This is a genomic window from Bradyrhizobium nanningense (assembly GCF_004114535.1).
Classification (GTDB): domain Bacteria; phylum Pseudomonadota; class Alphaproteobacteria; order Rhizobiales; family Xanthobacteraceae; genus Bradyrhizobium; species Bradyrhizobium nanningense.
Genome location: NZ_LBJC01000002.1, coordinates 66555 through 80764, shown reverse-complemented (window position 1 = coordinate 80764; position 14210 = coordinate 66555). Strand labels below are relative to the sequence as shown.

Below are 14210 nucleotides of genomic sequence, written 5' to 3'. Positions count from 1 at the left end.
AACGCAAGACAAGATGAGCAAGAGTAGTAAACGTTGGTATAGATGCTCCAACGTTTTGATATCGAAAGTTTACGCTCGTACAATAGAGCTTCGCTGCCAGTCGTCTAATCTCGATGAGCGTAACTTTCCTCGGTACGAGTATGATGGGCCTCTTAAACCCGCGTCGGCAAAATGTTTCCGGTAGCACACAACAACTCAAGCTAGAGCTGCTGCGCAGTTTGTACTCGATCGGCAGCCCAAAGCGGAATGTAGCCGGGCGAAGCGATGATGGCTGAAGGAGGTCTAACTCACGCTTGCGAATGCGGCAGCGATACAGGCGGCCGCGAAAGGGCCCGAACCTGAAACCTGTTACCATCGGGCAAGCGAATTTCATGATCTGATTCCTGCAGGGGGACCTCGGACTCCTTGAACTTGGGCTGCATTGATCGATATGTGTGGAATTGTTGGCATTTTGGGGCGTGGTCCGGTCGTTGGCCAGTTGGTCGCATCGCTCAAGCGATTGGAATATCGTGGCTATGACTCCGCAGGCCTCGCGACTCTCGAAGGTCTCCGTATCGAGCGCCGGCGCGCTGAAGGTAAGCTGAGAAACCTTGAGGAGCAGCTGCGCTATTATCCGCCGTTGGGTCATACCGGCATCGGTCATACCCGCTGGGCGACTCATGGAAAACCGACCGAGAGCAATGCTCACCCGCATGCGACGGAAAATGTCGCGGTCGTTCATAACGGCATCATCGAGAATTTTCGCGAGCTGCGAGCCGAACTGGAGCGGAATGGAGCCCATTTTCACTCAGAGACAGACACGGAGGTGGTGGCGCATCTCGTCGACTCTTATCTCAAGAGGGGCTACTCGCCGCAGGATGCGGTACAAGCGTCGCTGCCACGGCTGCGCGGTGCCTTCGCGCTCGCGTTCCTTTTCAAAGCCCACGATGATCTTTTGATCGGTGCGCGTAAGGGGTCGCCCCTTGCGATCGGACATGGTGATGGCGAACTGTATCTAGGATCGGACGCCATCGCGCTCGCGCCTTTGACCGACACCATCACCTATCTCGAAGACGGCGATTGGGCCGTGCTTACGCGCACGATGTGCGTGATTTATAGCGCCGACGGATTTGTCGTCCAGCGGGAAACATCAAAGTCTGGCGTATCGTCACTCCTTGTGGACAAAGCGAATTATCGCCACTTCATGGCCAAGGAAATCCACGAGCAGCCGACAGTAGCCGGCAAGACATTGGCGCATTATGTCGACATGGCGGCCAAGCGAGTCGCCCTGCCGGTCACATTGCCGTTCGACTTTAAATCCATTCAGCGCATCTCTATTACCGCGTGCGGCACTGCAAGCTATGCCGGGCACATCGCCAAATACTGGTTCGAGCGGCTGGCGCGCTTGCCTGTCGAGATCGATGTAGCGTCCGAGTTCCGCTACAGGGGCGCGCCTTTGCGCCGTGGCGATCTCGCGATTGTCATCTCGCAGTCGGGCGAAACCGCTGACACGCTAGCTGCGTTGCGATACGCCAAGGACCAGGGCGTGCACACGATATCTGTGGTCAACGTCGCGACGTCGACGATTGCGCGCGAGAGCGAATCCGTTCTGCCGACGCTGGCGGGGCCGGAAATCGGCGTCGCTTCCACCAAGGCATTCATCTGCCAGCTGATGGTATTGGCGGCGCTTGCCGTCGCAGCAGGCAAACAGCGCGGTAAGCTGTCCGAGATCGATGAAACAAGGCTCGTGCGTGAGCTTATCGAAGTGCCGCGGTTGATTGCTGCGGCGCTGTTGATCGAGCCGCAGATCGAGAAACTCGCGCGTTATATCGCCGATTCAAGGGACGTGCTCTATCTCGGTCGTGGCACATCTGCTCCCCTGGCGTTGGAGGGCGCACTCAAGCTGAAGGAAATTGCCTATATCCATTCAGAAGGTTATGCCGCCGGCGAGCTCAAGCACGGACCGATCGCACTGATCGATGAGGCCGTGCCTGTGGTGGTGATCGCGCCTTATGACGATGTGTTCGAGAAGACCGTCTCGAATATGCAAGAAGTTGCGGCTCGGGGTGGCAAGATCATCCTGATCACCGATTCGAAGGGTGCTCTGGAAGCGACGGTGGACACGCTCATGACCATTGTGCTGCCTGAGATGGTCGCAAGCTTTACGCCGATGCTCTATGCCATTCCGGTTCAGCTCTTGGCTTACCATACCGCCGTCGTAAGGGGCGCGGACGTGGATCAGCCGCGTAATCTAGCAAAATCGGTGACTGTGGAATGAGGCTACAGTACTAGCGCTACTGGGAGCGAGCGTTATCTTCCTGTCGTTGAGCGGATCGGTCGATAATAAGTGGGAATTACGGACAATTGGAAGATCCAAGTCGGTTCTCGGTTACCCAGCCCGCTATCTGGCCAAATCTGCCTGAAGCTCGGTTCACAAAAGATACTCTCTAACTCATCCTCCCACCTCGCCGATGGCGACGAACAAGTCGGTGCACAACAGCTTCGGGCCGCTCCGTCGCAGCTTATTCACTGGCAGCGCACATGCGCGACAACTTACTTTTCCCGATTGCCAGCATCCGCGCGATGTCGGGCACGTCGAGCATGCACTTCGGCCCCGGGACGATTGCTTAGGATTAGCAGTCCAGTTTGCCCCTTCGATCGCGCGTGGCAGCCGTTCACGCAATCCGCTTGAACCAAACGTTCCACCGCGGCCCTCCGACCTGATAGGTGTCATCAGATCGATTGTTGGATACCTGACATTCCCGCGCAAGGTCGAGGGCCCAAAACCAAGTGCAGGGGGCGCCACACCGGAAGGACGCAGCGCCCCTGGCTGTATATGCGGCAGGCGAGTACTATTGGCCACTATCCGGGGCGCGGGCGCGGTTGCAACACACGCATTCTGAAGAAGCGGCGCTTTATCACTGCAACAAAGTGCCTGGACAGCTAGAACCGCAGCGGCTGACATTCGTCCCGTGGTTCGGCTGGGGTAACCGCGACGAAGGCAAAATGCGGATTTGGATAAATGAGCGCTGACGCCGAACGCGCGGGTCGCGCTTCCACGAGTCAACTAGACGACCTTTCTGGCGCAGGCGATATCGTTGGTCAGTCTGGAAATCGGCCAATCTATGGGGGCGGTCCGCGTGCTCCTGACGTTGAAAAGAAAACCCGAATATTAAGCGGCGGGGCGGAACTTTTAAAAGAGTACAATCCGGTTGGCGTCAGCAGGTCAATCAGCGTCCAATTCCCAATAGAGGAGCTTCCTCGGAGGTGTTCGTGGCCTCTGATCAAACCTGATGAATGCCAATGGCACGAGTGTGCCGCCATGTCGTTCAAAAGGAAGCCGTATGACAAGCCAACTTGAGGGGGCCACGTCAGGTTTTCGTAAGTCAGGCTCCCTATCAGCGCCGCTGGGCCTAACAAGCCTAAACTAGATGCGGAAATGTATGTCCGACGGGAGCACCATAATCGGATCAATAGCTCGTCCTACTTCCAATCCTCTGACTTTGTCGGAACTGATGAGCAAATGGACGCAGACATCTTTTCGGATGCGTTCGCAAATATGAGCTTAGCTGAATCTCGTTCCAGTGGCAGTTCATCTTCGGCAACAAGACCGTATTCGCTCGTTTCAAGCCCTCCCATAAAAGAGTTGAATCGTCAGTCATTCCGAGAAGCCGCGGCGGCCTATCATGGTGACGAAATCATGAAAATCGCCAACAACCCTCAAGAGTACTCCGACTTCGTGTCCGACAAGGCAAGGCGAACTGCAGAAGTTGCCAAAGACTACGGGAGAACCCGAGATTCCGAGGATGCGCGATACTTCAGCTATCAATTGGGCAACAAGAGTGTCGGACTTCTAAGAACGGAAGGCGGCGACAGCATGACCGAGTTCGACGTCAAAAGGTGGAAGAAGCTATTTCCTGGACGCGACGGGACTACCTCTACTGTGGATCTTCAAGTCGTTCATCCGCTTGTCGAGAACGCTGGTGATATCCTACTCGAGCACCAGCTTCGACTACCCGGCAGACAGCCGCCGCTGCTCAATTTACGTCCGGCTAATTCGGAAGCAAGAGCCCGTGCGGCAAAGATGGGATTCGTCGAGGTTGACGCAGACAACATGGTTCTCGACCCAGAGAAGTCAGACAAGTGGGTAAGGAATAGCGACGGCAAATGGCAGCGAAAAGGCACTGCTGCGCTGTATCTGTCCAAAGATGACGACAGTGAAGGTCGTGATACCGAGATCCCAGCGAGCCGCTCAACATACGACTATAAGGATGATTTTATGTGACCATGGTTCACCGGTGATTTGGCCCGATGGAGTAGACCAACTAGTGTCCTGAACCAGAAGTTCGCGACATCGGGTCGTGTTTTGCCGGGGCATTGTATCGGCAGAAGCGTTCGATGGAAGCAAGGATGCCATCGGCGGACTTAGTCCATCGGAACGGTTTTGGATCGGCGTTGTGTCGGTCGATGAACGAAGTGATGTCAGCCCTGAGAGCGGCGACGCTGCGATAGATGCCGCGCCTGATCTTCTTATCGGTGAGGAGCGCGAAGAAGCGCTCGACCTGGTTGAGCCATGACGAACTGGTCGGGGTCAGGTGCACGTGCCAACGCGGCCGTTTAGCCAGCCATTTTCGGATCAAGGGGGTCTTGTGCGTGGCGTAATTGTCCATGACGAGATGGACGTCGAGTTCACGCGGCACGGCAGCCTCGATCTCGTCGAGGAACTTGCGGAACTCAGCAGCACGGTGGCGTCCATAGCACTTGCCGATGACCCGTCCGCTAGCAATGTCGAGGGCGGCGAACAGCGATGTGGTGCCGTGCCTCGTGTAGTCATGGCTTCTTCGGGCCGGCTGGCCGGGACGCATCGGCAGCATCGGCTGACTGCGGTCCAGCGCCTGGATTTGGGACTTCTCATCCACACATAGAACGATGGCGTGCTCCGGTGGCGAGACGTAGAGGCCCACAACGTCACGCACTTTGGCCACGAAGTTTGGATCGGTCGAGAGCTTGAACGTCTCGATCCGGTGCGGCTGGAGCCCCTAGGCCCGCCAGATGCGTTGCACCGTCGACACCGACAGGCCGCTGGCCTTCGCCATGTCGCGGGAACTCCAATGGGTGGCGTTCTCGGGGCAACTCTCCAACGTCCTCACGATCACGGCTTCGATGCGGGCATCGTCAACCGTACGTGGCGCCCCGGAGCGCGGCTCGTCATGCAGCCCATCCACGCGCCGCTCCACAAAACGCCGCCGCCACTTGCCTACCGTCGATCGGTCCAGGCCCAGCTTGGCCGCCACTTCCTTGTTCTGACCGCCTTCCGCGCAGGTCAGCACGATCCGGGCTCTCAGAGCCAGCGCCTGCGCCGTCTTCCGCCGCATCGTCAGCGACTTCAGTTCGGCACGCTCTTCATCGCTCAATGTCAGGGGCGCAAGTTGCTGGACCGCCATCAGATCCTCCGTCGCTGCTGCAGCCTCCAACCTTGGCACGGCGACGCGAATCTACTGCGAATCTACGATTGCGAACTTGTGACTCAGGACACTAGCCTGCTCCGGGCTCCTCTGTGTTTATCGCCGTTTCGGCCGAGAGTTCCTCTGAGTTGGCTCAGAATACTGCCCCAGTGCTCCTTCGTTTAGCGGTTGCTAATTGTTTGAGTATTGGAAGTAGGGGCTCACCGCGCGAGGCAATTGCGACAATGCTCGCTTGGGGTGCCACCAAAGTGCGCCCGGCCGCCGAGGCCGGGCGTTTGCGCGGAGCACGTTGGACGGCTCGGAGACCAGAAGTCTCTACAGATGGCCTACGAAATAGTAACGGCGTGGGCGCTTGCCGTGAGTCGTTGGGCAAGGAAATGCACAGCGAAGCGGCGCCGGATCGACAAGACGGCGGGTATGCGTCAACGGACATAACGACGCCGTGAGCACGAGCATCGTGCAGAGCTCTTTCACCAGAAAAGCGGTGACCAAGACGAACGGCGTCCTGGGCGAAGCTCCATTTCATCGTCACCGCAGTCGGGCTCAGCACAACCAATTTCGTGCTTGCCGAGCGCTCTCGGGGACAGCTCTGCTCCAGATGGAGTTAAGAAGTGCTGAGGGGCGTCGATGGCTCCGGGTCAGCATTACTTTGAGCGCCGACCTGGAATAAATCAAGCCGGCGTGCCCTCCGTCTCTCGCGGGGGTGTTGTTCTGCAGCCGCGCCCATAGTCGGTAAAGCGTGGGCGGGCAAGTCGTGGTTCCGACTGAGAAGACGTTGCTCAGTGCGTGATCGTCGTTCCGACGAGCATTTAGATCGGACAAGAACTCGCAGATTGATCGAATCAGATGTCACCTCGCTCGCCATATGCCGTCAATGCGATGTCGAGGCACTTGAGTAGCTCTTGCCTGCCAAATGGCTTGGCGAGGAAGCCAATCGCCCCGGCCTCCAGGGCTGACGCGCGCGCGCGCTCGTTGGGGAAAGCTGTAATGAAAATGAAAGGTGTGTCGTAACCACGCGTCCGCATCTCTGCCAGCAGCTCCAGCCCGCTCATAGTTGACATCTGCACATCGGTAATGACACAGGATGTCTCATTCAAGTACGGCGACCGCAGGAGTGCCTCGGCCGACGCAAATATCCGCACGACGTAGCCACGCGATTTCAAAAGGTTTTCTGTCGACGCACGGACGGAGACGTCGTCGTCAACGACGGAAATCAAAGGCGTGGACAAGATGAGCCCTCCCGACGCAGTACAGCGGCAGCCAAAGCGCTAGCCACTTTCGGCGAAAAGTGGGCTTAAGTGATGGAATTGTAAAATCATACTTGCGTTTGTTCGGAACGATTGACGCGAATTCCCAGCGTCTCGCTTATTCTGATCAGGTCGGCCAGCGACCGGGCACGCATCTTTTTCATTACGCGACCCCGGTAGATCTTCACCGTAATCTCGGCGAGCCCAAGTTCGGCGGCTACCTGCTTATTCATCAGGCCGGCCGCGACCAGTTTCATCACTCCCTGCTCGCGCGGGCTTAAGGTCTCAAATAGAGACTGCAGGTTCGCCACCGTTCGCTGAGCTTCCCGTCTTTTGCGATCTCGTTCGGTCGCCGCAACCACGGCATCAAGCAGTTCCTGATCGCGGAACGGCTTGCTGAGAAAATCGACCGCACCTCCCTTCATGGCCTTGACGGTCATGGGAATATCGCCATGGCCGGTGATGAAAATGATCGGGATGTGTATGTTCAACCTGGCCAGCTCGGTCTGGTAGTCAAGGCCGCTCAAGCCTGGCAGCCGGACATCAAGAACTAGACAGCTTGTGACGTCCGGAATTGTGCTCTGCAGCATTTCACGGGCCGATCCAAACGCAACGACCTCCAACCCTACCTGTTGAAAAAGGTTCGTAAGCGAGCGGCGCACGGAGATGTCATCCTCAACGACAAAGACCATCGCTTTCGTCGAGGCCTCGGCACTGCTACCCTCACCTGGCGAGTCAAATCGTCCTGTCACTGGAGGGCCTCCTTGTGCACGGGCAGGACAAACTGGAAGGTCGCGCCCGGTTCATTTTTCTGGAGAAGCGATAGCCGTCCTCCATGAGCTTCCACGATAGAACGGCAGATCGAAAGGCCCATTCCAAGGCCACTCGACTTCGTGGTGAAGAAGGGATCCAAGACGTGGTCAGCGTCCTTCTCGGCGATCCCGACGCCGCAATCGGCGACGGCAAGCTGCACGTGCCCCAGATCGTCCTTGGATGATTGAATCAGAAGTTCGCGCGGCCGGTCCGTAACTGCGTCCATCGCCTCGATTCCGTTCATTACCAGATTGATGATCACCTGTTGTAGCTGAATTCGGTCACCGAGAATCCTAGGCAGCGCGGCCGCCAACTCGGTTCGCAACGTCACTCGGTGGCTCACCAGCTCTCGTGTTACCAGCGCAATGACGTCCCTAACGACCTCATTAATGTCGAGTGGCACCATCTCAATCTCGCCCTTCTTCGCGAGCGCGCGAATACTGCGGATCACCTCGCTTGCCCGGATTGCGTCCTCGATGATCCATTCCACCGAAGAGCGCGCGGCGGCAAGATCAGGAGTTTCCCGAGCCATCCAGCCGAGGCACGCATCGGCGTTGTTGAGAATAGCGGCGAGTGGTTGGTTTATCTCGTGAGCGATGGAAGTCGTCAGTTCTCCTAGCGTCGTTACACGCGTCACATGTGCAAGCTCCGCTTGTGCCTTTCGCAGCTCTTGTTCGGCCTGATCAGCGCGAATGAGAGCCGTTATGTCAGTGCTGACGCCACGATAGCCCAGAAAAGTTCCGTTTCCGTCGAAGAATGGCTTTCCACTCGTGCGGACATAGATCGGAGATCCCGTCCGATTCACGGTACGGTAGATGAGATCCCGAAACGGCAGATGCGCCTGCAACGTCGCCCGATGCTGATGCCACTTCTCGGGTTCTTCTTCCATGTCGCACGCAATGTCCCAGCGAAGCAGGCCCATCACTCCTGTCGCCAAAATTCCCGCAGCGCTGGTGTGCTCGGACAAGTGAGTGACCCGATGATCTGGCCCGGTCTCCCAGAGCCAGTCGGAAGCTGTCTCGGCGTAGTCGCGAAAGCGCTGCTCGCTTTCGCGCAGCGCGACAAGGGTGTTTTCCAGGCGTTCCCTAGCTGCGTGCTGCTCGGTGACATCCATATGTGTTCCGATCAGCTCGCTGACATTACCATCGCTGCCGAGGACAACGTGTGCAACGGAGTGTATGCGCCTCATCCCGCCATCTGGCAGAAGAATACGAAAATCATACTCGAACCGTTCTTCCACGTGTTCAATCGCCTGCCGCTGCACCTCCTGTAGCCGCGGCAAGTCGTCCGGATGGATGCGCGATCGAATGGTCTCGATCGATACCGGCTCTTGCGGGCTAAAGCCAAACAGACGATCGACCTCGGCGGAGCGATACACGAAATCTAGACCGTAGACGTCCCAGGACCAGCTGCCTGTGTGAGTGAGATGCTGGGCCTCGGCCAGATAGGCCTCGCTGCGGCGCAGCTGCTGCTCTGCTCGCCTCGCCGCCGTAATATCCGTGGCTGCCCCAACAAACTCGATGTCACCAGAGGCTGTCCTCGTGGCTCGTGCCTGCGCATGAATGTGCTTTACCGAGCCGTCCGGTAGCAGAAGCCGGTACTCGTGCTCGAAATCGCTCGGGTCTCGCATCGCGCGATCGATAATTTCTCTAACCGAAGCCCTATCATCTGGATGAGTGCGCTCAACGACGAGCTGCGGCCCCGGCGGCACTGTCTGAGGGTCTAATTGGAAAATCCGAAATGTTTCTTTGGACCAGAAGGCCTCGCCCGTAGTGGGGTTCCAGCTGAAGCTGCCTGTATGACTCAGCTCCTGCGCCTGAGCCAAATGCGCTTCGCTCCGCTGCAGTGCAAGCTCGGTCTGCTTGCGCTGCGTGATATCTTCGCAGGCTATTAGGGCGACGGGGCGCTCGTCGGCCCAAAGCATGGCCTTGGCGTGTTCACGTACCCACAAAACAGAGCCGTCCTTCCTCACTTTCCGGACGTCCCAAGTGCGGGATTGTCCAACATCCTCAAAACACGCCCGAATGCATTTACGGACAAATGCACGATCCTCCTCAAGAAATATGCCGAGCACTGATTGGTCGATCAGTTCTGCACAAGCGTATCCCAGTTGTGTCGCGCCGAACGTATTGACGTTGAGGACAATGCCGGCTTCATCGACCATGAAGTACATGGCCGGATTGTGCTCGAAGATTGCGCGCCACCGTTTTTCACGATCCTCCAAATCCGTCGCACTTCGCTGAAGCTTGGCCGCAGCCACGCGCGCAGCCTCTCGTTCCTGGCGGAGTTTTCCAATCAGGTGCGTTCCCACAATCGAGACAATAAAGAATGCAACAACCACAGAAACATCGCGGGGATCATCGATTCGCAGACTGAACGCCGGCGGGGCAAAGTAGTAAGCGAGAGCAGCGATTGCCACGATGCAAAGCGCGGATGACGCGATGAAGCTGCCCATCAACGAAAATAGTAATACTACTAACAAATAGGCGAACGCCGTGGCGGCGAAATGCGCGTGAAAGTACAAGCAAGTCAGTGTGACCGCGGCTAGCGTTATGCTGCCCAAGGTCAACTGAGGGGCTGAAAGTTTAAGTCTGCTGATACTATACATTTTGAGACCGTCCGGCCTGTTCTCCGGCGGGAGAGCTATAGCATTTTAGGCAAAAATGAGGCAATCTCAGACGCTTGGGTCCGCCTTAGACGCTTGGGTCCGCGGGTGAGCGTGTCCGAGATTGATCACCGCTGCCGAACTCAGCACGAGCGGGGAAAAAACGCATCATAAACATACGTATAGTTGTCCTAAACCTATCAATAGGCGTCGCAGACGGGGCTGCTGTCGAAGCTGAAATGTCTGCTTTGCGCCGCTGCCGGCAGTCCTTTGGGCCAGTCTCTTGAGCCTACAGCCGATACATCCCCTTACACCCCTGAAATGAGAACAGCGGTTTCAGTTCAGCCGGGAGGTAGAATCGAAAGAAATCAGGCGCGCCTCCAAACCGGCAAAGAGCAGAAACAAGCTGCCGAATCACTGGTCTCGCGGGCACGAAGAACGCGCAAGTGCCATCCCGCCTAGCTGCGAAAGACTCGTTTCCATCTGGTTTCGCTGGAATCGAGCGGCGACATCGACGTCGAACCGAGCGCAGCCTTGCAACGACTCGCCACGCCTGCGTCGAGTGCCATCTAATCCACGCTGACCACACCCACCATGATCTGATGACGCAGCGCGCATAGTAACGACGGATGACGAGCTGCGTCCGCAGGATCCCTCCGGCGCTCTTACTCGTGTGAGGCAAGGGGAGCGACGCGCATATGAGTATTCGTATGCGGACTAATACCTAGTCCGTCACGCCGGACGTGTTCTGTCGCAGTCTTGTTATCTGGCTTGGCAAAAATGTTGCACAAGCGCTCAGGTGGCCGGTAGCCCTGACCGCGAAGAGAGAGAAGCCCTGAAAAAGGCCTACTTCTTTGCACGCCTGCCTCCCAGGAGAGCCGTCTGGCCGCCGCGCAAGGGCTGCGCACCGGAGAGCGCATGAGATAGTTATTCGTGCCCGAATGGCGGCGGCTAAGATCCCGGACCTACCTCATTGTGCTTGTAGTGTCGATAGTGGTGGAAACGGTGGGCTGGCTGAGCCGAGCCTGCAGGGTCATGTGATCGAGCTCGCCTTCCCACCACGATACGAACACAGCCGCGATGCCATTGCCGATGATGTTGGTAAGGGCGCGCACCTCGCTCATGAACTTGTCGATCGAAAACACGATTGCCATACCCGGCACCAGAGCTGGGTTTACCACCGATAATGTCGCAGCGAGCGTGATGAAGCCCGCGCCGGTGACGCCGCTTGCTCCCTTCGACGTTAGCATTGCGACGAGCAGGATCGTGAGCTGCTGGCCAAAGGTGAGATCGACGCCGAGTGCCTGGGCAATGAACAATGTTGCAAGTGTCATATAGATATTAGTGCCGTCAAGGTTGAAGGAGTAGCCAGTTGGCACCACCAGCCCGACTACCGGCTTGGAGCAGCCCAGCCGCTCGAGCTTCTCCATCAATTGCGGCAGCGCGCTTTCGGAGGACGACGTACCGAGCACGATCAGAAGCTCGTCCTTGATAAAGACAAGGAACTTGAAGATTGAAAAGCCGACGAGGCGGGCGATCAGACCAAGCACCACCACCACAAATAGCGCAGCCGTCACGTAGAACAGAGCGATGAGACCGATCAGATTGCCGAGTGCTGCGGGCCCGAACTTGCCGACCGTGAAAGCCATGGCGCCGAAGGCGCCGATCGGGGCCGCTTTCATTACAATAGCGATTACCCCGAACACCGCGTGCGCGACGTCGTCAATCATCCCGCGCAGACGTTCCCCACGCTTTCCCAGCGCCATCAGGGAGAAGCCGAAAAGGATCGCGAACAGGAGAACCTGCAGAACATCGCCGCGAGCGAAGGCGCCGATCACGCTATCGGGAATGATGTTGAGAACAAAGTCGACAGTTTTTGAGGCTTCCGCCTGCCTGACGTAATTGGCAACCGCCGCAGCATCCAGCTTAACCGCAAGGCCATGGCCGATTCGGACCAGATTGCCCATAACAAGGCCCAACAGCAAGGCAAAGCTGGAGACGATCTCGAAATAGAACAGCGCCTTGACGCCGACGCACCCGACTTTCTTGGCATCCTGAATATGCGCAATACCAGATGTGACAGTGCAGAAAATAATCGGCGCGATCACCATCTTGATGAGCTTGATGAACCCGTCACCAAGCGCCTTGATCCAGTCGTTTGTGGCGATAGACGGCCATAGGCAGCCAACCATGACGCCAATTAAGATCGCGATTAGCACCTGGACGTAGAGTATCTTATACCAAGCTTGCGACGCGCGTACAGGCAACGCAGTTGCCATGGTGGTCATGACGCTTCCTTCCCGAATATACTCGAATGTGAGCCGCCGCTTTGTTGAGAGACGACAGCGTCATACGAGACCAATCATTTTTGCCTTGCCCTGATTGAAGACGGTTCCGAGAGCCGGCGCGTCCTTCCAAAGGCAGACGTTTAGTTACGTTGTCCTTTCTCCCTAAGCAAGATATGCACCAGATCCCAAACTGCGGCCGATTAACAAGTCGCAGCAACTAGCCTGTCTTCGGCGCATCGGCTTGAGTGCTCGTACCGCGTTCGCGCAAGGTCGAACAAAAACCGTCACGCGCATTAGCGCCGTTACGTCTCGGCTGGAGTGCTGAGATCGATGCAACAGTATGTGGCATTGGTAAAATTGATATTTTGGATCGTACGCATTTACCGGATGGAAGCGTGGCTTTTGATTCCATTGCGCGGACAAGATCTTTGATGGATGAATTGCGTTGCCGCTAGCGGCGAAGCTCGTTAGTGCCGGAGCGTGTGTCTCCACGCCTGTGCTGACCCTGCGCATTAGCTGGGACGGTCGAGAGGCGGCCTTCGCTCGCGGCCCCTCGCGCCTTTGCCGCGTCGCAGAAGCAGCGTACGACGAGTTCTTAGCTAGATCTTTCGCGTTGCTGCCGAGCGTTCAGCTACCGGCCCCGGCGAGGGCGGCGTTTGAGCCGCCTACAAACCAAAACAGGCATATGCCGAGGTGTAGAAGTCTGCCGTTTTTGTTGCGCGCTGTCACTGTCTGCTCGGGAACAAAGATGCCTGAAATCTGACAGAGCGCTCGATTCACTCCACAGTGACGTCGGCGCCTGCGCAACTTCTTTACATTGAGCATAGAGCCGCCACAGTTCGCACGCGGCACAGGAATTGCTGATGACAAACGAGAAGCTGCCGCCGTCGGTCGGATCGAGGCGCACTTGTCACAGGAGTTGTCGATTGTGATGCTGCTATTGCTCGCAGAAGCGACGCACGTGAATTCGGCGGCCGCAACGAGCTGCCGCGCCACCAAATGGCTATTCGCGCCGCATCGCTGGATGCCCCGGACATGCAGGCGATCACTGTCAGGATACGGCGACCTGCGCTCACTGGCGGGCTGACGCACGTGAATGTCGATTCGTCAGAGATTTCGCAATCCGTTGCGCTCACGATCGAGCTCGCTAGCGTGACGACCGTGATCCTCCTCGTGATTGGTGTGCCCCTCGCCTGGTGGCTAGCCCGCTCAAAGACTTTTTTGAGCGAGGCGGTGGCCGCGATGATCGCACTTCCACTGGTGCTACCTCCAGCGGCTCTCGGCTTCTGCGTACTCGTTTTGCTCGGCCCCGACGGACCGGGTGGCGTTCTCGCCTCTTTCTGGGGCGGGCGCACGCTCGCTTTTACCTTCGGGGGTATCGTGGTCGGATCGGTGCTGTCGGCCCTGCCATTGGTCGTGCAGCCTATACGTAACGCCTTTGTTGCGGTTGGCGATCACCCGTTGGCAATGACAGGGCGTGTTTCGCCATGGTATGCCTTCATTGCCATCAGCGCGCCGCTGGCGCGACTGGAGCTTGTTAAAGCAGCCCTGCTCGGATTTTCTCATACGATCGGCACATTCGGCGTCGTGATGATGATCGGCGGCAATATTCCTGGACGGACCAAGGTGTTGTCGGCCTACGTCGTAGACTACGTCCAAGCGTCGCGTTGGCACGAGGCAAGTGTGGTTGCCGCTGGTATGGTGATGTTCGCCCTTGCGACAATCTTCACCTTAGCCATCATCGACAGACATTGTGCTAGGCGAGGCACCGAATCATCCTAGCCTTGCCAGCCACACATATCCGACAGCGGCC

General features: G+C 57.4%; 8 protein-coding genes and 1 pseudogene. 4 read left to right on the top strand and 5 right to left on the bottom strand.

The genetic code is table 11. The annotated features are described in order from the left end of the window. Positions 1 to 430: 430 nt before the first annotated feature. From glmS to XH84_RS00395, 3 genes are all read left to right on the top strand, one after another. Positions 431 to 2257, top strand: coding sequence for a glutamine--fructose-6-phosphate transaminase (isomerizing) (gene glmS, locus XH84_RS00400; RefSeq protein ID WP_128948007.1), 1827 nt, complete (start codon positions 431 to 433; stop codon positions 2255 to 2257). A 512-nt stretch (positions 2258 to 2769) separates the two neighbouring features. Next, positions 2770 to 3012, top strand: a complete 243-nt coding sequence (locus XH84_RS41750) for a hypothetical protein (RefSeq protein WP_430641861.1) — start codon at positions 2770 to 2772, stop codon at positions 3010 to 3012. A gap of 490 nt (positions 3013 to 3502) precedes the next feature. Then, entirely contained in the window at positions 3503 to 4264 is a 762-nt protein-coding gene (locus XH84_RS00395) for an Effector protein NopP (RefSeq protein ID WP_245471561.1), read from the top strand. A 40-nt stretch (positions 4265 to 4304) separates the two neighbouring features. Here XH84_RS00395 and XH84_RS00390 read toward each other — a convergent pair. The 5 genes and pseudogenes from XH84_RS00390 to dctA form a co-directional block, all read right to left on the bottom strand. Next, positions 4305 to 5423, bottom strand: a pseudogene (locus XH84_RS00390) (IS630 family transposase). A gap of 863 nt (positions 5424 to 6286) precedes the next feature. Beyond that, the gene (locus tag XH84_RS00385; protein WP_164937322.1) at positions 6287 to 6673 is read right to left on the bottom strand and encodes a response regulator transcription factor; all 387 of its coding nucleotides are present in this window, start codon (positions 6671 to 6673) and stop codon (positions 6287 to 6289) included. 86 nt (positions 6674 to 6759) lie between these two features. Beyond that, positions 6760 to 7443, bottom strand: coding sequence for a response regulator transcription factor (locus tag XH84_RS00380; RefSeq protein WP_128947986.1), 684 nt, complete (start codon positions 7441 to 7443; stop codon positions 6760 to 6762). Beyond that, positions 7440 to 10112 (bottom strand): PAS domain S-box protein, encoded by a 2673-nt coding sequence (locus XH84_RS00375; protein ID WP_128947985.1) that lies wholly within the window; start codon positions 10110 to 10112, stop codon positions 7440 to 7442. Before XH84_RS00375 ends, XH84_RS00380 begins: the two co-directional genes overlap by 4 nt. Before the next feature lie 962 nt (positions 10113 to 11074). Further along, positions 11075 to 12397 carry a C4-dicarboxylate transporter DctA gene (gene dctA / locus XH84_RS00370; protein ID WP_128947984.1) on the bottom strand — a complete coding sequence of 441 codons (1323 nt, stop codon included), beginning with the start codon at positions 12395 to 12397 and terminating at the stop codon, positions 11075 to 11077. A gap of 999 nt (positions 12398 to 13396) precedes the next feature. Here dctA and XH84_RS00365 point away from each other — a divergent pair. Continuing rightward, a complete protein-coding gene (locus XH84_RS00365; protein ID WP_430641860.1) occupies positions 13397 to 14179 on the top strand; it encodes a molybdate ABC transporter permease subunit in 783 nt (260 codons plus the stop codon). Positions 14180 to 14210: the final 31 nt, after the last annotated feature.